Genomic DNA, 24103 nt, shown 5'->3' with positions numbered 1-24103 from the left:
CCTCACCGTCGGCCTCGAGCGATGAAGGTGTCCTCGAAGATGCCCGGTGGCAATTGAACTCCCTGCTCGGCGAACCGATCAGTAAAGAGGGGACGCACACACGGTCGGGATCGCGTGGCCCAAGAAGCGACCGTTGGCATCCACGCCTGCTGCGTAGTCGAAGGTGAACGCGTCTTGGAGAGTAACGATGTCACCCTCCATGCCCTGCACCTCGGTAATAGCGGTTACTCGTCTGGTGCCGTCCCGTAGCCGGTTAAGGTGGACGATAACGTCGACAGCCGAGGCGATCTGCTCGCGGATAGCGCGCAGCGGCAGATCCATGCCGGCCATCAGCACCATCGTCTCGAGCCGGGCGACGGCGTCCCGAGGGGTGTTCGCGTGCAACGTGGACAGGGACCCCTCGTGCCCGGTGTTCATGGCCTGGAGCATGTCAAGGCTCTCGCCGCCGCGCACCTCACCGACGATGATGCGGTCGGGGCGCATTCGAAGTGAGTTGCGGACAAGGTCGCGGATGGTGACCTCACCCTGGCCCTCGATGTTGGAGGGCCTGCTCTCGAGTCGGACCACGTGTTCCTGCTGCAGTTGGAGCTCGACCGCGTCCTCGATGGTTACGATGCGCTCGCTGGTAGGGATGAAAGACGACAGTACGTTGAGCATGGTGGTCTTACCGGTGCCAGTGCCACCGGAAACAAGGACGTTGAGCTTCGCCTCCACGCAGCCCCGAAGGAGTTGGACCATCTGGGAAGACATACTGCCTCTGGCGACAAGGTCCTCAGCCCGCAGCGGAACCTGCCCGAACTTGCGGATCGTGAGGGTCGCCCCGGAGACAGCGAGCGGCGCGATGACCGCGTTGACCCGGGAGCCGTCCTCCAGTCGTGCGTCCACCATGGGGGACGACTCGTCGATCCGGCGCCCGACCCGACCAACGATTCGCTCGATCACGCGCCGCAGGTGTTCGTCAGAGGAGAATTGCACGTCGACCTGCTGTAGGAGACCGTCCTGTTCCACATAGACGCTCTCATGACCATTGACCATGATCTCGGTGACAGAATCATCGTCGAGGAGTTTCTGCAGCGGCCCGTAGCCGAGGACATCGTCCGCGATCTCCGCGACCAGGCGACGTCGCTCCTCGATCCTCAAGGGCACGCTGCTGCTGTTGACCAGACCCGTCACCTCGCGCATGACCAGGGCGCGTAGGGCCTTCTCGTCCATGGAGGTGTCCGTAAGTCGGTTTCCCAACCGGGCAAACAATTGGTCCCGGGCTTCTGCCTTCAACCCTGCCAGGGCGTCCGACTGCCGGGGGAGAGCCTCGGGCTCCTTCGGACCCACGGGGCTCTTGGCTTCGGACTCAACCGCCGCCCCCTGCGGTGGTGCGGATGGCCTGTCGGGGCGAGGTGATGGGGCATTGGTCGGCGGCGGATGGTTCGTCGCTGTACCTGTCGCCTGGGCTTGACGCAGCCGCTCACTGAGGTTCATCGGCTTCGACGTCCTCGCTGCTGCCGGCCGGCACGTCCCACGCCGAGGGGGGCAAAGCGACCCGCCAAGGCGCTGAGATCCTTCGAGACTGGGTCACGCGGGTTGCTGAGGACCAGTGGCTCGCCGGCATTCGTCGCCCGGAGCAACTTGCCACTGCGCGGCAGCACCACATCGACCTTGCGCCCCAGGGTCGCAGCAACGTCGGCCACGCTGAGCCCTCCGGTCTTGTCGGCCATGTTCACGACGACATGGATGTTAAGCGGTTCAAGATCCAGCTCTTCCAGCACTTCCAGCTCTTTGCGCATACCCCGCAGGCTGGGCACGTCCAGACCGCAGACGAGGACGACGTCGGTGGCCTGGTCGAGCGCTGCGAGCGTCTGCTCGTGCAGTCCAGGGGCCGTGTCGAGGACGACGTAGCGGAACTCGCGCTTGAGCGTGCCCAGCAAGCGGGAGATGTTGCCGGTGCCGATGTTGTCCGCCTCCGCCGGGTTGCGGACGCCCGGCAGAACGTAGAGACCGGACGCGTGCTGAGTCAAGAGGCTTTTCAGGGCGATGGCGTCCGTGGAGACCGGACCAGAGAGCACGTCTCCCAGGGTGTAGGTCGGCTCGAGGTCGAGAGCGGCAGCGACATCACCGAACTGCACGTCGAGATCCACCAGCACCGTCCCGGTCGGCGAGTGCTGGGCCAGGACGGCGGCCAGGTGGGTGGCGATTGTTGTCTTGCCCACACCGCCCTTGGGCGAAGCCACGGCGATGACCCGGCCAGTGAAGGTGTCGCCGAGGGCGTGGCCCGTGGCAAAGGCCTGGGCTGACTCCGCGGCTCGACGGAGAACCCAGCGGACGTCTTCGACGGGAGCCTCGGTGGGGAGCACATCACGCACACCGCTGCGGAGGGCCCGGAGGGCGATCTCCTCTCCCCGAGGAGTCACCAAGACGATGCTCACCTGAGGGTGGGACTGCTGCATCCGGGAAGACAGCTGCAGCACACGCGCCTCCGTCTCTGGATCGCCACCACCGTCCAGGATGACTGTGCGCACTTCCTCTGGAGCGTTGGCCAGCGCCAGCAGCTGCGCTGCGCCAGCGGGGATTTGGTCGCGGGCGATGACCATAAGTTCGTCATCGGACCCGGCAAGGCGAATAGAACGGGACAAACTCCGGGAGTCTGTGGCGAGGATGATGGTGCTCATTCGATGACTCCAATCACCTGGGTGGGTAGCGCCGGGACCACGGCGTCCACCTCTGCACCGTCAGCGTCCTCCGGCGCGAAAGTGAGCCAGAGGCTCCCGGTCTCCATGGCGAAGATGATTCTGGCGGCCTCTTGTGGTTGCACGGCCAGCGTCACGTGCACGGAGTCCGCGGCACCGGCGTCCTGGTCCTCTTCTTGCGCCGCGACGAAGCCGCCTTCGACACGCACGACGAGCACCTTGTCCAGCAGCAAGTCGGTGTAGGTGATGGTGTCGTCGGACGTCGTCGATCCCTGCTGCGTCTCATCACCGTCAGTGTTCGTATCGTTCGGGTTGCTCGCCTGATCGTCGTCCCAGATGAGCGCCCCACTCTCATCAACGGTCCAACCACTGGGTGGTTCCACCTCGAAGGTGCTGAAGACCCCGACCAGATCACGGGCCGCGATGCTCCCTCCCAGGGCCCTTGGGTTGGGGATATTGATGGTCAGTTGGTGCAAGGACTCTGCCTCCTCCGGGAGGACGAATACACCCTGCCGTCGTAGCTCGTCAGCAGGCACAAAACAGGCCGTTACTGATCTGCTCATCTAACCGAATCTCCCTCTGCGCCACCCGGTCCTCAAGATCCTCTACCGCAGCGACGGCGTCTTCGACCACGTAGGCACGAGGGATCTGGCGCACTTCCACCGTCTCCCCCATCTCGTCCGCCGGTGTCCCCTGGGGGATGGCCTCTGTCGCCATCAGGACGTCCACAGTCTCCTGATCGCCTAGTGCACGCTCGTCAGCCCGGTTGGCGTAACTGATGACGAGGAGGATGCCGACCACCGCGAGGGACAGAGCGAGCACGGCAGCGACGACACGACGAATCATATGGAGTTTCCTTATTAGAAGAATGGTCTGTTAGTTAAGGAGTAGCAGCCTCGTGGTCCGGATCAATCAGGCGCACGGACTGAACGCCATAGTCCGGAGCCGGTCCCCACTCCACGGCGTCGGAAAGGTCGACCCAGTCAACAAAACGGCCTCGGATGCATCGATCATTGCCCGGGCAGTAAGTATTGATGTTGTCTGGGCCGCTCTGCGGGTAAGTGAGGCCGTGGCCTCCGCCACCAAACTTTATGCCGTGTAGCTCGATGGCGGCAAAGCCTTTGATGTGATACCCGTTCAGGGGACTTGCGCCTATATCCGCCACGCTGCATCGATTGTCGTCTGGCTGGGGATTGGGTCGCATGCGACACTCGTCAAATACTGGCACAACAATGGGCGACCGAGAATCTACCATCCCCTGCAGTTGCCCGTGGTCGCATCCCGGCGGCTCACCGCCAGGGTCCATCGGGTACCATCCATCGTTCGCATTTAGGTCGACCAGATTGTCCTGGCAGTCCCCCGTACCTATGTACCCAAAACCTCCTGGCAGCACGTTGCCACTCGTCGGAGTTCCGCACTCTTCCTGCGAGGTCTTGGTGAGGTTGATGACGGTGACTGCCTCGGTCGATGCGACAAAAGCGTTGAATTCACACTCGCCGATCGTCAAGGGGAGAAGGGTCGTCATCTGGGTCGGCGAGCCCCAGGCGGCGGTGGCTTCACGCACCACGGTGAAGGAGTTGAACCCTAATGCTCCAGCGAAATAGTTCTGATGCTCACCGGTCACTTCCACCGTGACCCAGTTGGGGTAACCCGCCGGGTACGTATCCTTTGCGAGAACCGTGTCCGACTGGAGTCGAACATTTTCCCGCGCCAGGCCCGTAGCGCGCGCCGCCTCGGAACCATCCGAACAGGGCACAGCCGACTGTGCGCAGTGCTGGGCGGTTCCGAGTGCGGCCGCGTCCGCACCGTTTTGTATTTCCTGCGACTTGGCATAAGCCGAAGTGACATCGACACCAAAGCCCGCGAACCCGATGAGCACCAACATCACGAGCGCAACGATGATGGCCGTAGCTCCCCGCTCTGGCTCCGAAAGCAGGCGTGCCGTTAACCGTTGCATCTCATGGCCCCCTGAGCGCGTATTGGTATGTCACCGGGCCAGAAACCAGTCATAGACCGGGTGGTGTACGTGGCGGTCACGGTCCAACGGCAGGCTTCGTCTCCCACGGTGCCATTACGCACCGGCGTTGAACCTGACAAGGTGTCCGAGAGTGACGGAGCCAAAGCCCAGAAAACTTCGGTGAACTTGCTCTCCCCTGCACTGGCACTGTCCGTGATCGCTGCCGTTCGCGCTGCGTCCCGCGATGCCTGAGCCAAGCTGCCTTGGATAGCCCACAGCCTTCCAAACTCAAGAATACCCATGAGTAACGTGACCAGGAGGATTGCGACCAATGCGAACTCAACGGCTGAGGCGCCACGATCACTTGAACTCCCCTTGACCACCTTAAACCCACCTTGCTTTCGGCCCTGAGGACCCGGGACCCGGCCAACCGCTACGGTTGACCGGGTCCGTCGAGCTGGGTCTCTCAGCCACCGAGGGCGGTGAGGACCGTCTGGAAGGCATTCTGCAGCCGCCCGCCGATGCTGAACACGATGGCCACGATGACGGCCGCAATGGCCGCGACCATGATGCCGTACTCGACGGCCGTCGCACCGCGCTCCTTGCCGGACTCGACGATTCGGGCCTTGAGCGTGGCGAGGGTGTAGAAGAAAGCAGCCATGGGAGGACTCCTAGGGTGACGCAGGCCTACCCCCCAGGGGACGTCCTGCTGATGGTGAAATGGTCAACCGCGGTGGGGACCCCTCGCGGTCACCACCGATCATGCACCATAGGGGCCCCCGTGACAAGGGCCGGTTTGACGTTCAAGCGCTCAGAAGGCTACGCGCCCTCCTCCAAATCCTGAGCCAGATGACTTTAAGCAGGCTTTACTCAGTCTGGACGAACCCTGAACGTCGCAGGTGGGAGGTTGACACCGTATGCATCAAGCCCCGCCGGAGGGTCTCAGGCGGGGCTCGATGTGCTGTCAGTCACTTCAAGAAGTCAGGCACGTCCAGGTCGTCGCCCTCGTCCTCAAAGGTCACCTGCCGCGGCGGCTGCTGCACCGGTCGCTGGTCCTGCTGAGAGGCCTGTGCGGGTTGTGCTTGCTGCGGCTGACCGCCCTCCTGCCCCCGGCCTCCCTGCCCGTCGCCGGCACCGGACTGGTCCTGCTGGCTCGGCCCCCCGAACTGCCCACCCTGCTGCGGGGCGGCCTGAGGGGCACCCTGCCCCTGGTGGCCGCCCTGCTGCACCCCAGGTGCGCCGACCGGGCGCTGCTGCGCCTGCTGGGCCGCGGGCTGCTGCGCCGACCGCTGCTGCTGCGGCTGACGACCCGGCTGCACCTGACCCAGCGCGCGCTCGTCGCTGCGGGTCTGGGGCGAGCCGCCGTCGAAGCCGGCGGCGATGACGGTCACGCGCACCTCGTCGCCGAGGGAGTCGTCGATGACCGCACCGAAGATGATGTTGGCCTCCGGGTGGGCGGCCTCCTGCACGAGGCGGGCGGCCTCGTTGATCTCGAAGAGGCCCAGGTCCGAACCACCCTGCACCGACAGCAGGACGCCGTGCGCGCCCTCGATGCTCGCCTCCAGCAGGGGTGAGCTGATCGCCAGCTCGGCCGCCTGCACGGCCCGGTCCTCCCCGCGCGCAGATCCGATCCCCATGAGCGCCGAGCCGGCCCCCTGCATGACTGACTTCACGTCGGCGAAGTCCAGGTTGATCAGGCCCGGCGTGGTGATGAGGTCGGTGATCCCCTGGACACCCGAGAGCAGCACCTGGTCGGCCGAGCGGAAGGCGTCGAGCATGCTGACCGTGCGGTCAGAGATCGACAGCAGCCGGTCGTTGGGGATGACGATGAGGGTGTCGACCTCCTCGCGCAGCGAGGCGATACCGGTCTCGGCCTGGTTCGCGCGCCGCCGGCCCTCGAACGTGAACGGACGGGTGACGACACCGATGGTCAGCGCGCCCAGCGACTTGGCGATCTTGGCGACGACCGGTGCGCCACCGGTGCCGGTGCCACCACCCTCTCCCGCGGTGACGAAGACCATGTCGGCTCCGCGCAGGGCTTCCTCGATTTCCTCGGTGTGGTCCTCGGCGGCGCGGCGGCCCACCTCGGGGTCGGCGCCGGCCCCCAGGCCACGCGTCAGTTCGCGGCCGATGTCGAGCTTGACGTCGGCGTCGCTCATCAGCAGCGCCTGGGCGTCGGTGTTGACGGCGATGAACTCGACACCCTTCAGGCCGACCTCGATCATCCGGTTGATGGCATTGACGCCACCACCTCCGATGCCGACGACCTTGATGACGGCCAGGTAGTTCTGCGCAGCGGACACAAGTGGACCTTTCGGGTGCTTCGTTCAGGTGCTGGGGGTGCGTTGTGCGTGTCCCGCGATCATAGGTGCGCACCCCCGCCCGGGGGCGACACCGTGAACCTCGACCTCAGGTTCAACCTTGGGCGGGCGGCGGCGCCGCCGGGATGCCCTGCACGGACGGTGCGTCCGGCACCCGCACGTCGATCGTCTGCGCGATCCCGCCCTGGGGGTCGATGCTGTCCTGCTCGACGAGGGCCTGCACGACCTGCCACTTCTTCTCGATGTCCGTTGGCTCGCCCCACAGGACCGTCACCTGGTCGATCGTCAGGCTCACGGCCCCGTTCCGGTCCATCTCCGGCGTGTCCAGCTCCCCCTCGAGCTCGGAGGGGTCGGGCCGGGTGCGCCACAGCTCGACCAGTCCGCGCACGGTCTCCTGGTCCAGGTCGGCCGGCTCCTCCGACACCGCCACGGCGGGCAGCTTGTTGGAGGCCTCCTCGACCTCCTCATAGACGACGCCGCCCTCGTCGGCCAGCCACGTGGTCTTCCCCCGCCGCAGCGCCAGCGCGGGCTCGCGCAGCTCCACGGTGTAGGTGATCGAGGAGGGGTAGTCGCGGTCCAGGCTCACCGACCGCACCCGCCGCTCCCCCTCGACCACCCGCTCGGCGAGGTTGTGCTCGGACACCCGCGCCAGCGGACGGCCCACGGGGATGTCGGCGTGGTGGACGACGCTGTCGGCCAGCTCGCCGTCGGCGCCCTCGACGCTGATCTCCTCGACGACGAACGCCGCCGAGTAGAAGAACAGGAACACCAGTCCGCCCGCGAACAGCGCCACGAGCATGCCCCACAGCAGCAGCGCCCGGCGCACCGCTCCCGGTCGGGGCGGACGCTCGAGCCGGTCGCCCTGCGTCCTCCGTCGTCCCGGCAGACGGTCGGCGACGGTGTCCGGCACCCACCTCACGTCCGGCTCACCCCGCCCCCGTCAGCGGCAGCCTCACCTGCGTCAACCCCGGCACCTACGCTCCCGACCCGGTCGCCCAGCAGCTCCAGCAGCAGCGGGCCCACCGTCGTCACGTCACCGGCGCCCACCGTCACTACCAGGTCACCGGTACGCACGATCTCGGCGAGCACCCCCGGCGTCGCCTCCAAGCTCCCGGCCGTCACCACCCGCTCCGGACCTCCGAGCGCCTCCACCCGGTCGGCGAGCAGCTGGGCCGTGACCTGCGGGTACTGCTCCTGCTTCTCCCTCGCCCCGTAGATCGGCACGAGCACGAGCACGTCGGCCCCGGCCAGCCCGGCGGCGAACCCGTCGGCGAAGTCCTGAGTCCGGGAGAACAGGTGCGGCTGGAACGCCACGACGACCCGCCGCCCGTCCGCCGCCGACCGCGCCGCGGCCACCACGGCGGCGACCTTCGGAGCGTTGTGCGCGTAGTCGTCCACGACCTCCACCCCGCCGGCGGCACCGACCCGCTCGAACCGTCGGTGCGCCCCCGGGAACGCCGCCAGCCCCGCCAGCACCCGTTCCGGGTCGGCGCCCAGGCCGACGGTCGCCGCGAGCAGCGCGGCGGTCGCGTTGTGCGCGTTGTGCTCCCCCGGCACCGGCACGACGACCTCGAGCTCCTGCCCCTCGCCGAACGGTCCGACCGTCGACCGCATCCACAGCGTGGCCCGCGCCGTCATCCCCCGCGAGGTCACGTCGCGCATCAGCACGTCGGGATCCGCCCCGGCACCCTCGTCGTCTCCCCCGGTCACGCCCGTGCCGGTCCCCCAGGTGAGCACCTGCAGGTCCGGACGGGTATGCCGTGCGTGTGCGGCCAGGCGCGCGGCGCCGGGGTCGTCGGCGTTGGTGACGAGGAGGCCGCCGGGCTGCACCGTGTCGACGAACTCGGCGTAGGCGCGCTCGACCTCCTCGACGGTCCCGTAGAAGTCGAGGTGGTCGGCCTGGACGTTGGTCACGACCGCCACCTGCGGCCGGTAGACGACGAAGGTGCCGTCGCTCTCGTCGGCCTCCACGACCACCGGCGCTCCGGGCGCCCCGGGCGCGGCGTTGGTGGGGATGGTGGTGGCGTCCGCCGGGGTGCCGTCCGGGGGAACGGTCACGGCCGCAGAGGCGGCGCCTGTCTGCGGTGACGCCACTGACAGCGGCGCCCCGATGACGTACCCCGGCTCCAGGCCGGCCGCCTGCAGGGCCACCGTCGTCATCGCGCTCGTCGTGGTCTTGCCGTTCGCCCCGGCCACCGCCACGGCCGGGCGGCCGTGCAGGAGCGCGGCGATGCCCTGGGCGCGGTGCAGCACCCGCAGGCCCAGCTCCCGGGCGGCGGCCAGCTCGGGGTTGTCCTCGGGGATGGCCGACGACACGACGACGGTGCTGACCCCCTCGAGGTGGGCGGCGTCGTGGCCGACGAACACCCGTGCGCCCTCGGCCTCCAGCGCCCGCAGCGTCGGCGAGTCGGTGCGGTCACTGCCGGACACCGGCACCCCCGCGGCCAGGAGCATCCGGGCGACCCCGGACATGCCGGACCCGCCGATCGCGACCAGGTGCACCCGGCCCAGCTCGGCCGCCGGCGGGACGTCCGCGGACAGGTCGAAGCGGAAGGTGGTGCGCCCGCTCACCGGACGCCCGCCGTGGCCAGGACCAGGTCGACGAGGGCGTCGTCGGCGTGCCGCTCGCCGTGCCCGGCCGCGGCGGCACCCATCGCAGCCAGCCGGTCGGGATCCGTCACCAGCGGCAGCACGGTCGAGCGGACCCGGTCGGGGTCCAGCTCGGCGTCGTCGACGAGGATCCCGCCGCCGGCCTCGACGACCTCGGCGGCGTTGAGCCGCTGCTCGCCGTTGCCGATCGGCAGGGGGACGTAGACCGCCGGCAGCCCCAGCGCGGCCAGCTCGCTGACCGTCCCGGCCCCGGACCGGCCCAGGGCCAGGTCGGCGACGGCGTAGGCCAGCTCCATCCGGTCGGTGTAGGGCAGCGCGACGTAGCGCGCCCCGGTCGTCGCGTCGGCCTCCGGCACCTCGACGTCCTTGCCCGCGCCCGTGAGGTGCAGCACCTGCACCCCGGCGGCGAGCAGGTCGGCCGCGGCCCCCGCGACCGCCTCGTTGATCCGCTGGGCTCCCAGCGACCCGCCGAAGACGAGCAGGGTCGGACGCCCCTCGTCCAGGCCGAAGTGCGCCAGCCCCTCCGCCCGGGCCGACCCCCGGTCCAGGTCGCGGATCTCGGCGCGCAGCGGCAGCCCGACCAGCCGGGCGTTCGGCAGGGCGGTCATGGCGAACGTGGTGGCCACCGCCGAGGTGAACCGGGCGCCGAGCCGGTTGGCCAGGCCCGCGCGGGCGTTCTGCTCGTGGATGACGATCGGCACGCCGGCGCGGCGGGCCGCCAGGTAGGCGGGCGTGGCCACGTAGCCGCCGAAGCCCACGACGACGTCGGCCTCCTTGTCGCGCAGCACCGCCAGCGCCGTGCCGACGGCCCGCTGCAGCGAGCTGGGGAAGCGCACCGCCGCCATGCCCGGCCGGCGCGGGAAGGGCACCTTGGGCACGGTGGTCAGCTCGTAGCCCCGCTCGGGCACGAGCCGGGCCTCCAGGCCCTCGGCGGTGCCGAGCACGCTGATCGTGGCGTCGGGCACCCGGCGGCGCAGCGCGTCCGCGGTGGCGAGCAGGGGGTTGACGTGGCCGGCGGACCCGCGCCGGCGAGGACGACGGACAACGGGCTCATCGACGACCCTTCGGGCCGCGCCGGGCGGCCGTCGGGGCGCTGCGCGTGGTCGGCGGCGCCGGCCGGGGCGCCCGCGGCGTGCCGTGGGTGGAGACCCGCGGCGCGGTGCGCCCGGTCGACCGCGTTCCCGTCGAGGTGCGGCCCGCCCCGGCGGCCCCCCGCGAACCCGCACCGGCGCGCCCGCTGGTGACGGCGGCATACGTGCGGTCCAGGCTCGAGGAGCGCTGGGCCAGCGCCTCGCGCGCCCCCGGCAGGGAGCGGGCGAGCGAGAGCAGCAGGCCGATCCCCAGCAGCGCGGCGACCAGCGCCGACCCGCCGGAGGAGACCAGCGGCAGCGGCACGCCGATGATCGGCAGCATCCCGATGACCGACCCGATGTTGAGCAGCGCCTGGCCGAGCAGCCAGATCATCAGGCCCGCGGTCGCCAGCCGGGTGAACATGTCGTCGGCCTGCGAGACGATCCGGAAGCAGCGTAGGCCAGCACGGCGAAGAGGACGAGCACGCCCATCGACCCGGGCAGGCCCAGCTCCTCGCCGATGATCGCCAGGATGAAGTCGTTGTGCGGCTCGGGCAGCAGGCCCCACTTCTCGCGGGACTCCCCCAGGCCCAGGCCCCACCAGCCGCCGTCGGCGAGGGCGTACTCCGCGTGCACCTTCTGGAAGCAGCCGTCGACCTGCGGGCTCTCGCAGACGTCGCCGAGCCAGACCTGGATGCGCTGCATGCGGTTGGCGCTGCCCGCGGCGAGGTAGGCCACGCCGACGCCGGCGACCGCGCCGACCCCGATGAACCACCGCGCCGGCAGCCCGGCGGCCCACAGCAGACCGACGAGGATCGCCAGCATGATCATGCCGGTGCCCAGGTCCTTGCCCTGCAGCACCAGCCCGACGAGCACGAGCCCGACGGGGAAAACGAGCGGCACCGTGGCCTGGAAGACCCGGTGGACGACCTTGCGCTTGGCCGCCAGCATGGGGCGCCGAAGACGACGAGGGCGAGCTTGCCGAACTCCGAGGGCTGCACGCTGCGCCCGGCGATCTCGATCCAGTTGCGGTTGCCCTGAAACTCCACGCCCATGCTGGTGAACACCGCTGCCTGCATGCCCAGAGCGAGGATGATCGCCGGCCAGGCCATGCGCTTCCACAGCGACACCGGCATCCGCGCCCCGACGGCGGCCAGCACGATCCCGACCCCGGCGAAGGCGACCTGCTCGAGGAAGACGGTGTAGCTGTTGCCGCTCTCGACGTAGGAGCGCACGCTGCTCGCCGAGAGCACCATGACCAGGCCCAGCCCGGTCAGCAACCCCGCGGAGACGAGCACGAGGTAGTAGGGCGCCACGGGCGAGCGCAGCCAGGCGCCCACGGACTGCATCGTCCAGCCCTCGCGGGCACCACCGGGGTATGCCGTCGCGCCCCCGGGCGAGGTGCCCCCGCCCCGGGCGGAGGAGGACGCGGACGGGCCGCCGGCCGACCGGGGACGGGTCGTGGTCGTCATACCCCCTCCTGCCCGCCCAGGCCCAGGTGCCGGCGCACGGCGGCGGCGAAGACGTCGCCGCGGGAGCCGTAGCTGGGGAACATGTCCAGGGAGGCGGCGGCCGGCGAGAGCAGCACGACGTCGCCCGGGGAGGCCAGCGCCGCGCACCGGGCGACCACCCGGTCCATGAGCGCGTGCAGGCCGTCCATGTCCCCATGGTCGGCGACCCCGGCGTCGTGGACGGGGACATCCGGCGCGTGTCGGGCGAGCGCCTGCGCGACGAGGGCACGGTCGGCCCCGAGCAGCACGGCACCGCTGAGCCGGTCGGCGACCCGGCGCACCAGCTCGTCGACGTCGGCGCCCTTGAGCTGACCGCCGGCGACCCAGACGATGCGCTCGTGCGCGGCCAGGGCGGCCTGGGCGGCGTGCGGGTTGGTCGCCTTGGAGTCGTCGATCCAGGTGATGCCGTCGACGTCGGCGACGATCGTGGTGCGGTGGGCGTCGGTGCGGAAGGCGCGCAGGCCGTCGCGGACGGCGACCGGGGCGATGCCGGCGGCGCGGGCCAGCGCGGCGGCGGCCAGGGCGTCGGCGACCAGGTGCGGCGGGGCGGGGGTGGACCCGTCGCCGCCGGAGGCCTGGGCCAGGTCCGCGAGGGTGCCCAGCTCGGCGGCGGAGGTGGCACGCTCCTCGACGAAGGCCCGGTCGGCGAGCACGTCCTCGACGACGCCGACCATCGACAGACCGGGCACGCCGAGGGTGAAGCCGACGGCCCGGCAGCCCTCGACGACCTCGGCCTGCTCGACCATGGCCTCGGTGCGCGGGTCCTGCACGTTGTAGACGCAGGCGACCTGGGTGCGGTCGTAGATGCGGGCCTTGTCGGCGGCGTAGGCCTCCAGCCCCCCGTGCCAGTCGAGGTGGTCGGGGGCCAGGTTGAGCACCGTGGAGGCCAGCGGGCTCATCGTGTGCGTGAAGTGCAGCTGGAAGCTGGACAGCTCGACGGCGAGCACGTCGTAGGGCTCGGGGTGCTGCACGGCGTCCAGGACCGGCGTGCCGACGTTGCCGACGGCCGTCGCGCGCAGGCCGGCGGCCTGCAGGATCGAGGCGAGGAGCTGGACGGTCGTGGTCTTGCCGTTGGTGCCGGTGACGACCAGCCAGGGCGCCGCGCCGACGCGGGGGCGCAGGCGCCAGGCGAGCTCGACCTCGGACCAGACGGGGACCCCGCGGTCGGCGGCACCGGTCAGGACGGGGTGGTCGGGGCGCCAGCCGGGCGAGGTGACGACGAGGTCGACCTGCAGGTCGGTCGGCCACCCCGCCACCTGGTCCGGGCCCCGCCGCACGTCCGCACCGAGGATGCCGAGGATCCCGGCCTGGGTCTCCTGCTTCTCCCCCGGCGACCCGGCGTCGACGACCGTGACCTGGGCCCCGTGCTGGATCAGCGCGTCGGCGGCGGCGAAGCCGGTGACGCCGAGGCCGGTGACGAGCACGCGCAGGTCAGCCCAGGCTGCGTCGCGGTGGGTGAGCTCGGAGAGGGGGTCGCTCACAGGTTCGCCACCCACTCGCCGTAGAACAGCCCCAGCCCGATGGCCACGCAGATGCCGGCGATGATCCAGAACCGGATGACGATCGTCACCTCGGCCCCAGCCGAGCAGCTCGAAGTGGTGCTGCAGCGGCGCCATCCGGAAGACCCGTTTCCCGGTCATCTTGAACGAGGCGACCTGGATGATGACCGAGAGGGTGATGATGACGAACAGCCCGCCGAGGACGGCCAGCAGCAGCTCGGTGTGCGTGGTGATCGCCAGCCCGGCGAGCCCGCCGCCCAGGGCCAGCGAGCCGGTGTCGCCCATGAAGATCTTGGCCGGGGAGGCGTTCCACCACAGGAAGCCGAAGCTCGCCCCGGCCACCGAGGCCGCCACGACCGCCACGTCGAGCGCGTCGGAGACGTCGTAGCAGTTGGGGCCGGGGGCCAGCTGGCAGTTCTGGTTGTACTGCCAGATCCCCATGATCGAGTAGGCCCCGAAGACCATGACCGAGGCGCCGGTCGCCAGGCCGTCGAGCCCGTCGGTGAGGTTGACCCCGTTGGACGCGCCGGCGATGAGGATGTTGGCCCAGACGATGAACAGGATCGTGCCCATGACCGGACCGGCCACGGCCAGGTCGAAGGAGGTGTCGCGCACGAACGAGATCGCCGTCGAGGCCGGGCTGCGGGTGGAGTCCCCGGGCTTCTGCAGGGCCAGGATCGCGAAGATCACCGCCACGAGCGTCTGCCCGGCGAGCTTCTCCAGCGAGGTCAGCCCCAGGCTGCGCTGCTTGGCGATCTTGGTGTAGTCGTCCAGGAAGCCGATGAAGCCCAGCCCGGTGATGAGGAAGAGCACGAGCAGCGCGCTGATCGTGAACCGGCTGTGGGTGACCTCCACGACGCCGGACAGGTCGAGCAGGATGAGCAGCAGGTGGGAGATCCCGTAGCCGAACACCGTCGCGCCGATGATCACCGCGCCACCCATCGTCGGCGTGCCACGCTTGGTGTGGTGGCTGGTCGGGCCGTCGTCGCGGATGAACTGGCCGTAGCCGCGCCGCACGAGGAAGCGGATGAACAGCGGGGTCCCGAAGAGCGCGAGGAACATCGCGACCGCCCCGGCCAGCAGCACGTTGACCATCAGGCGTTCTCCTCGCGGGCGGAGGCGGCGTGGCCACCCACCGCGGCGAGCTCGTCCCCGAGCAGGCGCAGCCCCGAGTCGCGGCTGGACTTCAGCAGCACCACGTCCCCGGGTCCCAGCAGCTGCCCGAGCAGCAGCGCCGCGACGTGCCGGTCCTCGACGTGGGTGGTGGCGGCTCCGCCGCCGGAGGTGTATGCCGCGCCCGCGGGCCGCGCGAGGTCGCCCACCGTGACCAGGTGGTCGGTGCCGAGCTCGGCGGCCAGGGCTCCCACCCGGGCGTGCTCCGCGTCGCTGTCCGGCCCGAGCTCGAGCATCCCGCCCACGACGGCGACGGTCCGGCCCTCCGGGCGGCGCATCGACGCCAGGGTCCGCAGGGCGGCGCGCATCGACTCCGGGTTGGCGTTGTAGGCGTCGTTGACGACGGTGACCCCGTCGGGGCGCCGGGTCACCTCCATGCGGCCGCGCGACCGGGGCTGCGCCGCCCCGAGCGCGTCGGCGACGTCGGCCCACGGCATACCCCACTCGGCCGCGACGGCCGCGACGGCGAGGGCGTTGCCGACCTGGTGCTCCCCCACGACCTGCAGGCTCACGGGCAGCCCCTCGGGGCCGGTGGCCTCAGGACCGCCCTCGACCGGGCGGGCGTGCAGCCGGAAGGAGGCCCGCCCCTGCCGGTCCAGCGCGACGTCGGTCGCGCGGACGTCGGCGTCCGGGGACAGCCCGACGAGCACCGTCCGCGCCCCGGCCGCGTCGGCGTGCCGGCGCATCTCCGACACGACCGTGTCGTCGGCGTTGAGCACGGCCAGACCGCCCGGCGACAGCCCCTGGACCAGCTCGGACTTGGCCTCGCCGATCGCCTCGCGGGAGCCGAACTCGCCGAGGTGGGCGCTGCCGACGTTGAGCACGACCGCGACCTGGGGCGGGGCGACCGCGGTGAGGTGGGCGATGTGCCCCCGGCCGGAGGCTCCCATCTCCGCGACGAGGAAGTCGGTCTCCTCGGTGAGCCGGCACACGGTCAGCGGCACCCCGACCTCGGAGTTGTAGGACGCCTCCGGGGCCAGGGTCCGACCCAGGCGCTGCAGGACCTGGGCCATGAGGTCCTTGGTGGAGGTCTTGCCCGAGGAGCCGGTGATCCCGACGGTGCGCAGGCCGCCCGCGGCGGTGCACCGGTCCACGACCTCGCGGCCCAGCGCGGCGAACGCGCGGGTCACGGCGTCGTAGGGCGGCCGGTCGGGCCGCTCGGACAGCCGGGCGGGGTCCTCCTCGACGACGACGCACGGCAGCGCGTCCACCGGGCGGTTGGTCAGCGCGGCGGCGGCACCCTGCCGGGCGGCCGCCTCGACATAGTCGTGCCCGTCGGCGCTCTCGCCCCGCCGGGCGACGTACAGGCCTCCCGGTCCGGCCTCCCGGGAGTCGGTGACGACGGCGCCGGTGATGGTCACCAGCGCCGTCTCGTCGGTGGAGGGGACGATCCGCCCACCGGTCACCCGCGCCACGTCGTGGAGCGTCAGGGGGATCACTCAGTCGGTCCCTTCGTCTCGGATCGCGATCTGACCCAGTGTCGCACCGGAACCGTCGGGGGCGGGCTCTCCCGGGGAGAACTCCAGGGGCACGGTGGGCGGGGGCGTGGTCGCGGGCTCGACCCCCTCCTTGACGAGGGCGTAGCGCATGATCTTGCTGAACACCGGACCGGCGATGACGCCGCCGAAGGTGTGGATCCGGGTCGGCCGCTGGACCGCGACGGCGACGACGAACCGCGGGTCGTCGGCCGGGGCGAAGCCCATGAACGAGCTGGTCACGCCCTCGTACCGACCCTTCTCCGGGTCGTAGCGGTCGGCGGTGCTCGTCTTGCCGGCGACGTGGTAGCCCTCGATCGCGGCGGCCGGGGCGGTCCCCCCGGTGCTGGCGACCTGCTGCATGATCGTCGTCAGCGTCTCGGCGGTCTCCTCGCTGACCACCCGCTCACCCTCGGGCACCGTCGTCTCGCTGTAGCGGCCCTCGGCGTCCGTCGTGCCGGCCACGATCGAGGGGGGCACGCGCACCCCGTCGTTGGCGATCGTCTGGAAGACGTTGACCTGCTGCAGCAGGGTGGAGGAGACGCCCTGGCCGAACATCATGGTGTAGCGGCTGGTCGCGCTCCAGGTGCCCGGCTCGGGCAGCAGGCCGACCGACTCGCCGGGCAGCCCGAGGCCCTGGGTGGTGCCCACGCCGAACCGGCGCATCCAGTCGTAGAGCTCCTGGTCCTCCAGGTCCTCGCCGTAGAGGATCGTGCCCATGTTGGAGGAGCGGGCCAGCACGCCGGCGAAGGTCAGGTGCCGCAGCGGGTGCTCCTCGGCGTCCTTGAACGAGGTGCCGCCGCGCTGCAGCCGCACGGGCACCTCGATCGGGGTCTCCATCTCGACCAGGCCCTTCTCCAGGGCCGCGGCGGCGGTGATGACCTTGGCGGTCGAGCCCGGCTCGTAGACGTCCTCGACCGCGGCGTTGCGCATCTCCTCCGACTCCTGGGTGTCGTCGGCCGGGTCGAAGGTGGGGTAGCTGGCCAGGGCCAGCACGCGGGAGGTGCGCGCGTCCAGGATCACGGCATACCCCGACAGGGCCCCGGCCTCCTCGACCCGCTCGCGCACGGCGTCGTAGGCGTACCACTGCAGGTCAGCGTCCAGGGTCAGCCGCACGTCCTGGCCGGGCCGGGCCTCCTCCTCGCGGTAGAGGCCGGTGGTGATCCGCTCCCCCTCGCGGCCGACCTCGAAGACCGCCTCGCCGGGCGTGCCGGTGAGCTTCTCGTCGTGGACGAGCTCCAGGCCGCCGGCGGGCATCTCCCCGGCCCCGATCCAGCCGACGAGCGGCGCGCGGCCGCCTCGCCGAGGGGGTAGTCGCGGCGCATGACGTTCTCGGCCGACAGCCCGCGGACGCTGCGCGAGCGCAGCTCCTGCCAGGTCGCGGGCGACTCGTCGGGGGCGACGACGGCGTACTGCTCGCCCAGCGGCTCCTCTAGCCGGCGCAGCACGTCGGCCTCCTTCTCCCCCGTCACCTCGGCGACGACCTGGGCGACCGCCGCGAACCCCTCGGCGAGAACCTCCCCCTCGTCGTCGCGCAGCACGTAGTCCTCGGCCAGGGTCGGGTCGGCGATGATCTTGCGGCGCTCGACGCTCACGGCGAGCTGGGCACCGTCGACGTCGGTGATCGATCCGCGCGGGGCGGGGATGGCGGTGACGCTCAGGCGCCCGTCCAGCGCCGCGGCCGAGACGCTCGCGGCGTCCAGGCCCTGCAGGCGCACGAGCTGGGCCGCGAAGAGGCTGAGCACGAGCAGGACCGCCAGGAGCAGGATCCGCGTGCGGGTGCGCGGATGGCCCACCCCGGGGTGCACGGCCCCGAGGGACCGGCTCCCGCCGCGTGCTGCTGCTGCACTGGATCACCTCGGGAGTCGGTCGGGAGGTCGGTCGGTCAGTCGGAGGCGGCCGTCCCGGCCGGGTCCGCCACGCCCGTCGCGGGCAGGTCAACCGTAATCGTGCGACCGCCGTCGCTCATGGAGGCCACGCCGGTGATGGACCCGTCGGACAGCCGCAGCGTCGCGGTCGAGGGGGCCGGCACCATGCCCAGCCGGCGCGCGCTCTCGGCCAGCGTCTCGGGCGACTCGAGCCGGTCGAGCTCGGCCTGCAGCGTCACCTTCTGGTCGTGCAGCGCGGTCTGCTCGGCGGCCAGCCGACCGAGCACGTAGGAGCCCTCCGCCCGGTGGGTGTTGAGGACCAGGACCACGCTCACCGCGGCCATGATGACGAACAGGCACAGGAGCCGGTATGCGGTGTGCCCGCTCGCGGGGGCGGCGTCCACCACCCGGGTGCGCGAGGTGCGCACGCCGGGCAGGGCGATCGCCGCGGTGGCGCCGCCGGAGCGGCCGCGCGGGGCGGTCACCCGGTCCAGGCCCGGCAGGCGTCCGGGGAAGGCGGGGGCTGCGGCGCGGCCGAGCCGGGCGCCGACGGTCATCTGGGTCATCGCTGCACCTCGGGGTTGTCGCGGGGGTCGCTGCTCGTCGTCGGGGGCTGGTCGGGCGTGGGACGGATCCGCTCGGCGGCGCGCAGGCGCACCGAGGCGGAGCGGGGGTTGCGGGCGGTCTCGACCTCGTCGGCCTGCTCGGCGCCGCGGACGAGGAGCCGGAGCCAGGGCGCGTGCTCGGGCAGCTCGACGGGGAAGCCCGGCGGGGCGGTGCTCGTGGCCCCCGCCGCCAGGCCGCGCTTGGTGATCCGGTCCTCGAGCGAGTGGTAGGACAGCACGACGATCCGGCCGCCGACCGCCAGCGAGGACAGCGCCGCGGTCAGCGCCTGGCTCCAGACGGACAGCTCGGCGTTGACCTCGATCCGCAGCGCCTGGAAGGTGCGCTTGGCCGGATGGCCCCCGGAGCGCTGGGAGGCCGCCGGGACCACGTCGTGGAGCAGCTCCACGAGCGGGCCGGAGGTGGTGAACGGCTCGGTCTCGCGCCGCCGCACGACCGCGCGGGCGATCTGCCGGGCGAACTTCTCCTCGCCGAAGGTCCGCAGCACGTGCGCGAGGTCGCGCGCGTCGTAGGTGTTGAGCACGTCGGCCGCCGTCGGCCCCGTCGACTGGTCCATCCGCATGTCCAGCGGCGCGTCGGTGCGGTAGGCGAAGCCCCGGTCGACCTCGTCCAGCTGCAGAGAGGAGACGCCTAGGTCGAAGAGGACGGCGTCGACGCGGCCGCGGGGCGGGGTCAGCGAGGCGAGCACGCCCGGGAGGTCGTCGCTGACGGCGTGGACGGGGACGAAGCGGTCGCCGAAGGCGGCCAGCCGGGTGCTCGCCAGGGCCAGCGCCTGCGGGTCGCGGTCGATGCCGACGGCGGCGGTCGCGCGCGGGCAGGCCCGCAGGACCGCCTCGGTGTGCCCGCCCATGCCCAGGGTGCCGTCCACGAAGAGCGCCCCCTCGTGCTGGAGCGCGGGGGCCAGCAGCTCGACGCAGCGGTCGAGCATGACGGGGACGTGCCGGTCCTCGGTGGGGACGGCCTCGGCGGGGACGTCTCCGGTGGGGGCGTCTCCGGTGGGGGCGCCCGCCCCGGGGGTGCGCGCGCCCGAAGCGGCTGCGTCGGGGGCCTCGTCGTTGGTGTGCGTCATGGGGGTCGGCCCGGCGTCCAGGTGGAGCCCGGGGCCCCCGTTTCCTGCGTCCTGGTCCCCCACCGTCCTCCCGGGTGCCCTCCCGGCACCGGGGAAGGGGTGTCGGGTGCGGCGGTCGGGTCCGGCACGGGGGAAGTCGTGCCGGCGTCCGGTTCCCGGGGCTCCGGCGCCGGGGAAGTGGCGTCGGAACGGGCGGACGGGGAGAGACCAGGATCCAGGCGGCGGGAGCCACCGGGTCACATGAGTCCGGGCACCACCTCCTCCGACTGCTGGGCGAAGGCGTCCTCGGTGCTGGCCAGGTAGGTCTCCCAGGCGGTGCTGTCCCAGACCTCGACGCGGTTGCCGGCGCCGATGACGGTGCAGTCGGCGCTCAGGCCGGCGTACTCCCGCAGGATCGGCGGGATGGTGACCCGGCCCTGCTTGTCGGGCACCTCGTCGGAGGCGCCGGAGAGGAAGACGCGCTGGTAGTCGCGGACGGCCCGCGAGGAGGTCGGGGTGCTCTGCCACTGCAGCGCGATCCGCTCGAACTCCTCCTGGGCGTAGACGACGAGGCAGCGGTCCTGCCCGCGGGTGATGACCAGCCCGTCCTCAAGCTTCTTGCGGAACTTCGCCGGAAGGATGAGCCGGCCCTTGTCGTCGAGCTTGGGCGTGTAGGTCCCGAGGAAGAGCACTCGGACCACCCCCTTCTCGCTCGACGGGCCGTACCTGCTCCAGTGCGCCCCACCATACTCCACTTTGCTCCCCCCACAAGGGGATACCGCGCCCTTTTCACCCCAGTATGCCGTTTCTGCCCAGGTCAGGGCACATGGGGGCGGGTGGAGGGAGATCTGCTGCCGGCGCGCGGCCAGGCGGGGCCCGCAGCAACCGGCGGCGGACGTCGTCCCAGGTGGGACGGGGTCGCCGTCGGCGGGGGGACCCCTCCGTGCCCCCGGGTGGGGTGAAGTGGGGGACGGGGGTGGGGCGGAGTGGGGGACGGAGGTGGGGCGGAGCGGTGGACGGGGGTGGCGGAGCGGGGGACGGGGGTGTGGCGGAGCGGGGGACGGTGGTGGCGAGCGGCTCGTCCGGAAGGATGAACTCGGTCGAAAACCTCTGTACGGCAACGACGGCGCAGCCCTACGATGAGAGAGTTCTCATCGAACCTGTCGGACCTAGGGGGTCACGATGGCAGGACGGACGACGCGGGTGCGTCTTTTCGGGCCGACGAGCGTGGTCGGTGCCGGGTCGCCGGAGCGCGCCGTCCACCTCGTCGGCAAGCACGGGCGCATCCTGGCCCTGCTGGCCCTCGAGCTGGGCCACCCCGTGCCCAAGGACCGGCTGGCCGAGCTCGTGTGGGACGGGCGCCCGCCGCCGTCCTACCGCCAGGCCCTGGACAGCGACGTGTGCGTCCTGCGCCGCAAGGCCGAGCTGGGCCCTGGCCGGACCTCGGCCCTGGCCACCACCCCCTCCGGGTACGTCCTGGACGCCGACCGGGTGGGCGTCGACCTGACCGAGGCCCGGGCGCACGTCGGACGGGCCTGCCGGGAGCGGGCCGCGCTCGCGCTCGCCGACGCCGACGCAGCCCTGGCCCTGTCCGACCGCGGCCGGCTCCTCGAGGACGAGCCCTACGCAGCCTGGGCCGAGCAGGCCCGGGTCGGGTGGTCCGTGTGCGCCACCCGGCTGCACGTGTGCGCCTCCCGTGCGGCCCTGGCGGTCGGCGACCCCGACCGCGGAGTCCGGCACGCCACGGAGGCCGTGACGCACGACCCCGTCTCGGAGACCGCCGTCGCCCAGCTGATGCGCGCCCTGTGGTGGGACGGGCGGCGGGCCGAGGCGGTGCACGCCTACAGCTGCCTGCGCCGGCGGATGCTCGACGACCTGGGCGAGGAGCCCGGCCCGGCCACCGAGCAGCTGTTCCTCACCATCCTGCGCGACGAGGGGGGCCCCCGGGCGGCCGCCGACCCGACCACGCAGATTCAGCTGGCCCTGCGGCTGCTGCGCGAGACCCTGGACCGCACCCCGGGGACGAGGCCCCCCGAGCTGGACGCCGAGCTCTCCCTCGCGGCCGCCGCGGCGCTCACCGGTGAGCGACGTCCAGGCCCGGCCCCGGTCCGATGACCGGGACGGCCAGGGCGGTCCGATGACCACGCCCGCGGCCGTCCGGACGGTGCTGGTCGTCGACGACCACCGGATCTTCGCCCAGATGCTGGCCGCCTCGCTGGACGCCGAGCCCGACCTGCGGACGGTCGCCACCGCGCACGAGGCGCGCACCGCGCTGGAGCTGGCCGCGCTACACCGGCCCGACCTGGTCGTCACCGACGCCCGGCTGGCCGACGGCGACGGCGTCGCCCTGGCCCGTCGGCTGGTGGACGAGCTGTCCGCCGCCGTCGTCGTGGTCCTCACCGCGTTCGCCGACGCCGGACTGGTGGAGCGCGCGGCCCGGGCGGGCGCCAGCGCGGTGCTCGCCAAGGACGGCGACCTCCCGGGGCTGCTCGCGGTGCTGCGGTCGGCCCGTCGGGGGGCCTTCGAGGTGGGCCCCGGGCTGGACGCCCCGGCGCCCAGCGTGGAGGACCGGCTCGCCGCGCTGGGTCTCACCCCGGAGGACGGTGCCCTCCTGCGCCTGCTCGCCGCCGGGATGGACACCGAGGGGCTCGCCCGCGAGCTCGACGTGTCCCCGCAGCGGGCCCGCGCCCACGTGGACCGCATCGCCGACGTCCTCGGCGTGCGGGGCGCCGCCGACGTGGTGGCCGAGGCGGTCGGGCAGGGCCTGGTGAGGATCGGCCGTGGCTGACCGGGACCTCGAGCGCGCGGGCGGTCGTGCCCTGAGCAGGACCAGCGTCGTGCGGGCCGCCATGGTCCGGTTCACCGCACTGAGCCTCTCCGGGCTGCTCGTGCTCACGCTGCTGTCCGTCCCGGTCGCGAGCTGGATCGCCCGGTCGTCGGCGCAGCGGGAGGCCGAGGAGCGCACCCTGGCGTTCGCCCGCTTCGTGGCCGCTCCCCTGGTCGACGCCGACGTGGGGGCCGCCCCGGTCGACAGCTCCCTGGCCGCGGCGATGGACCAGCGGCTGCGCGACGAGTCGATCGTGCACGCCGTCCTGTGGGGCGGGGACGGGCGGGTGCTGTGGGCCGACGACCCCTCCGCCGTCGGCACGGTCGAACCGCTCGACCCCGACCTGGTCGACCTGCTCGGCACGACCGGGGCCGTGTCCCACTACGTGTCCTCGATCCACGCGGGTGGCAGCAGCGGGGGCGAGGAGCAGGTGCTGGAGGTCTACGCCTCGGCGGCCGGCACTGACGGGACACCCTTCCTGCTGGAGTGGTACTGGCCCACCTCGCAGCTGGCCGGCACCCGCACGCACGTCCTGCAGCGGTTGCTTCCGCTGACCGTCGGGTCGCTCCTGCTCTTCCAGCTGCTCGTCCTGCCGCTCACCCTCTCGACCGCGCGCCGCGTGGACGCCGAGCGGGCCCGGTTGTCCCGGCACGCGCTGGCCGTCCAGCAGCTGGAGCGCCGGCGGATCGGGCAGGACCTGCACGACGGCGTGGTCCAGGACCTCTCCGGGCTGGGCTACCTCATCCCCACCGTGCGCGGCCAGCTGCCGCCCGGTTCCGCCGTGCGACCCCTCCTGGACCAGGCGGCCGACGCGGTGACCCGTGACGTGGCCGACCTGCGCGCCATGATCGCCGACGCCCGGATGCCGGCCCTGGAAGGGGGACGCCTGTCCGCGGCCCTGGAGTCCCTCGCCGCCCGGGGCCGCACCCACGGACTGGCCGTGGACCTGGCGCTGAGCGAGAGCGTGGACGACCTGCAGGACCCGGCCCGGTCCCTCGTCTACCGGGTCGTCCGGGAGGGGCTGCGCAACGCCGTACGCCACTCCGGGGCCGAGCGGGTGACGGTCACCGTGACGATCGACCGCGCCCAGGTGCGGGTGTCGGTGGTCGACGACGGGGCGGGCCCGCCCACCGACGTGGTGGACGTCCCGGAGTTCCTCACCGACGCGGTGCCCCGCACCGCCCGCGGGGAGGAAGGGGACGGTGAGGAGGGTGGCCAGACCCTCGGGGAGCACGTCGGCCTCTCGCTGCTGCGCCAGACCGCGAAGGAGCACGGCGGCGGCCTGATCCTGCGGCGCCACCCCTCGGGCGGGGCCCAGCTCCTCGTCACCATGGACCCGGGGCCGGTCCGCCGGCGTTGGCACAGGGTGGGCGGCCGCTCGGACGCCCGGCCCGTCGACGGCCCAAGGTCGACGCAAGGTCGGTCCGGCTAACCTGTCG

At 72.0% G+C, this 24103-nt stretch carries 20 protein-coding genes and 2 pseudogenes; 3 read left to right on the top strand and 19 right to left on the bottom strand.

The genetic code is table 11. The features are described from left to right. Window positions 1–2: 2 nt before the first annotated feature. The 19 genes and pseudogenes from ACQ95T_RS06650 to mraZ form a co-directional block, all read right to left on the bottom strand. Window positions 3–1476: pseudogene (locus tag ACQ95T_RS06650) on the bottom strand (ATPase, T2SS/T4P/T4SS family). Next, window positions 1473–2663, bottom strand: coding sequence for an AAA family ATPase (locus ACQ95T_RS06645; protein ID WP_425940425.1), 1191 nt, complete (start codon window positions 2661–2663; stop codon window positions 1473–1475). Before ACQ95T_RS06645 ends, ACQ95T_RS06650 begins: the two are co-directional and overlap by 4 nt. Beyond that, window positions 2660–3157 (bottom strand): RcpC/CpaB family pilus assembly protein, encoded by a 498-nt coding sequence (locus ACQ95T_RS06640; protein ID WP_431473675.1) that lies wholly within the window; start codon window positions 3155–3157, stop codon window positions 2660–2662. Before ACQ95T_RS06640 ends, ACQ95T_RS06645 begins: the two co-directional genes overlap by 4 nt. A 49-nt stretch (window positions 3158–3206) precedes the next feature. Further along, window positions 3207–3527, bottom strand: a complete 321-nt coding sequence (locus tag ACQ95T_RS06635) for a hypothetical protein (RefSeq protein ID WP_431473674.1) — start codon at window positions 3525–3527, stop codon at window positions 3207–3209. 34 nt (window positions 3528–3561) lie between these two features. Further along, a complete protein-coding gene (locus tag ACQ95T_RS06630) occupies window positions 3562–4566 on the bottom strand; it encodes a pilus assembly protein TadG-related protein (protein ID WP_431473800.1) in 1005 nt (334 codons plus the stop codon). Window positions 4567–4625: 59 nt separating this feature from the next. Then, window positions 4626–4940: a TadE family protein gene (locus tag ACQ95T_RS06625; protein WP_431473799.1), complete on the bottom strand. Its 315-nt coding sequence runs from the start codon at window positions 4938–4940 to the stop codon at window positions 4626–4628. Window positions 4941–5104: 164 nt separating this feature from the next. Continuing rightward, complete coding sequence (locus ACQ95T_RS06620) at window positions 5105–5299, bottom strand: Flp family type IVb pilin (protein ID WP_425940418.1); 195 nt, start codon at window positions 5297–5299, stop codon at window positions 5105–5107. Between the two features lie 307 nt (window positions 5300–5606). After that, window positions 5607–6941, bottom strand: a complete 1335-nt coding sequence (gene ftsZ, locus ACQ95T_RS06615; protein ID WP_425940417.1) for a cell division protein FtsZ — start codon at window positions 6939–6941, stop codon at window positions 5607–5609. A gap of 112 nt (window positions 6942–7053) precedes the next feature. Next, window positions 7054–7869, bottom strand: coding sequence for a cell division protein FtsQ/DivIB (locus tag ACQ95T_RS06610; RefSeq protein ID WP_425940415.1), 816 nt, complete (start codon window positions 7867–7869; stop codon window positions 7054–7056). 5 nt (window positions 7870–7874) lie between these two features. Beyond that, the gene (locus tag ACQ95T_RS06605; RefSeq protein ID WP_425940413.1) at window positions 7875–9530 is read right to left on the bottom strand and encodes a UDP-N-acetylmuramate--L-alanine ligase; all 1656 of its coding nucleotides are present in this window, start codon (window positions 9528–9530) and stop codon (window positions 7875–7877) included. Beyond that, window positions 9527–10534 (bottom strand): UDP-N-acetylglucosamine--N-acetylmuramyl-(pentapeptide) pyrophosphoryl-undecaprenol N-acetylglucosamine transferase, encoded by a 1008-nt coding sequence (locus tag ACQ95T_RS06600; protein ID WP_431473673.1) that lies wholly within the window; start codon window positions 10532–10534, stop codon window positions 9527–9529. The genes ACQ95T_RS06605 and ACQ95T_RS06600 overlap by 4 nt, the downstream gene beginning before the upstream one ends. A gap of 85 nt (window positions 10535–10619) precedes the next feature. Further along, window positions 10620–11895, bottom strand: a pseudogene (locus ACQ95T_RS06595) (peptidoglycan glycosyltransferase FtsW). Between the two features lie 212 nt (window positions 11896–12107). Next, window positions 12108–14744 carry a UDP-N-acetylmuramoyl-L-alanine--D-glutamate ligase gene (gene murD, locus ACQ95T_RS06590; RefSeq protein WP_431473672.1) on the bottom strand — a complete coding sequence of 879 codons (2637 nt, stop codon included), beginning with the start codon at window positions 14742–14744 and terminating at the stop codon, window positions 12108–12110. Continuing rightward, window positions 14744–16261, bottom strand: coding sequence for a UDP-N-acetylmuramoyl-tripeptide--D-alanyl-D-alanine ligase (locus ACQ95T_RS06585; RefSeq protein ID WP_425940403.1), 1518 nt, complete (start codon window positions 16259–16261; stop codon window positions 14744–14746). The genes murD and ACQ95T_RS06585 overlap by 1 nt, the downstream gene beginning before the upstream one ends. Further along, a complete protein-coding gene (locus ACQ95T_RS06580) occupies window positions 16262–17293 on the bottom strand; it encodes a peptidoglycan D,D-transpeptidase FtsI family protein (RefSeq protein ID WP_431473798.1) in 1032 nt (343 codons plus the stop codon). A 110-nt stretch (window positions 17294–17403) separates the two neighbouring features. Then, complete coding sequence (locus ACQ95T_RS06575; protein ID WP_431473671.1) at window positions 17404–18105, bottom strand: hypothetical protein; 702 nt, start codon at window positions 18103–18105, stop codon at window positions 17404–17406. 77 nt (window positions 18106–18182) lie between these two features. Beyond that, window positions 18183–18731, bottom strand: a complete 549-nt coding sequence (locus ACQ95T_RS06570) for a hypothetical protein (protein WP_425940399.1) — start codon at window positions 18729–18731, stop codon at window positions 18183–18185. Further along, window positions 18728–19858 (bottom strand): 16S rRNA (cytosine(1402)-N(4))-methyltransferase RsmH, encoded by a 1131-nt coding sequence (rsmH, locus tag ACQ95T_RS06565; protein WP_431473670.1) that lies wholly within the window; start codon window positions 19856–19858, stop codon window positions 18728–18730. Before rsmH ends, ACQ95T_RS06570 begins: the two co-directional genes overlap by 4 nt. A gap of 236 nt (window positions 19859–20094) precedes the next feature. Beyond that, entirely contained in the window at window positions 20095–20529 is a 435-nt protein-coding gene (mraZ, locus tag ACQ95T_RS06560; RefSeq protein WP_425941015.1) for a division/cell wall cluster transcriptional repressor MraZ, read from the bottom strand. 490 nt (window positions 20530–21019) lie between these two features. On the opposite strand from mraZ, the gene ACQ95T_RS06555 reads away from it, so the two are divergent. From ACQ95T_RS06555 to ACQ95T_RS06545, 3 genes are read left to right on the top strand one after another with little or no spacing between them, the layout of a single operon-like run. Further along, the gene (locus ACQ95T_RS06555; RefSeq protein ID WP_425940395.1) at window positions 21020–21952 is read left to right on the top strand and encodes an AfsR/SARP family transcriptional regulator; all 933 of its coding nucleotides are present in this window, start codon (window positions 21020–21022) and stop codon (window positions 21950–21952) included. A gap of 22 nt (window positions 21953–21974) precedes the next feature. Then, a complete protein-coding gene (locus tag ACQ95T_RS06550) occupies window positions 21975–22625 on the top strand; it encodes a response regulator (RefSeq protein ID WP_425940393.1) in 651 nt (216 codons plus the stop codon). Next, a complete protein-coding gene (locus tag ACQ95T_RS06545; protein WP_425940391.1) occupies window positions 22618–24096 on the top strand; it encodes a sensor histidine kinase in 1479 nt (492 codons plus the stop codon). Before ACQ95T_RS06550 ends, ACQ95T_RS06545 begins: the two co-directional genes overlap by 8 nt. The last annotated feature ends 7 nt before the right edge of the window (window positions 24097–24103 follow it).

Origin of the sequence: Ornithinimicrobium carbonis (genome assembly GCF_050703245.1) — a bacterium.
Lineage (GTDB): Bacteria > Actinomycetota > Actinomycetes > Actinomycetales > Dermatophilaceae > Ornithinicoccus.
Note: the sequence above shows the minus strand (reverse complement) of the source record. Positions and strands in the feature narration are given on the sequence as shown.

What these genes read in the sequence shown, in the direction of transcription:
- ACQ95T_RS06645 (WP_425940425.1), bottom strand. Translation starts at nt 2,663, where the DNA reads ATGAGCACCATCATCCTCGCCACAGACTCCCGGAGTTTGTCCCGTTCT.
- ACQ95T_RS06635 (WP_431473674.1), bottom strand. Translation starts at nt 3,527, where the DNA reads ATGATTCGTCGTGTCGTCGCTGCCGTGCTCGCTCTGTCCCTCGCGGTG.
- ACQ95T_RS06630 (WP_431473800.1), bottom strand. Translation starts at nt 4,566, where the DNA reads ATGTTGGTGCTCATCGGGTTCGCGGGCTTTGGTGTCGATGTCACTTCG.
- ACQ95T_RS06625 (WP_431473799.1), bottom strand. Translation starts at nt 4,940, where the DNA reads ATGGGTATTCTTGAGTTTGGAAGGCTGTGGGCTATCCAAGGCAGCTTG.
- ACQ95T_RS06620 (WP_425940418.1), bottom strand. Translation starts at nt 5,299, where the DNA reads ATGGCTGCTTTCTTCTACACCCTCGCCACGCTCAAGGCCCGAATCGTC.
- murD (WP_431473672.1), bottom strand. Translation starts at nt 14,744, where the DNA reads ATGGTCAACGTGCTGCTGGCCGGGGCGGTCGCGATGTTCCTCGCGCTC.
- ACQ95T_RS06570 (WP_425940399.1), bottom strand. Translation starts at nt 18,731, where the DNA reads ATGACCCAGATGACCGTCGGCGCCCGGCTCGGCCGCGCCGCAGCCCCC.
- rsmH (WP_431473670.1), bottom strand. Translation starts at nt 19,858, where the DNA reads ATGACGCACACCAACGACGAGGCCCCCGACGCAGCCGCTTCGGGCGCG.
- ACQ95T_RS06555 (WP_425940395.1), top strand. Translation starts at nt 21,020, where the DNA reads ATGGCAGGACGGACGACGCGGGTGCGTCTTTTCGGGCCGACGAGCGTG.
- ACQ95T_RS06550 (WP_425940393.1), top strand. Translation starts at nt 21,975, where the DNA reads ATGACCACGCCCGCGGCCGTCCGGACGGTGCTGGTCGTCGACGACCAC.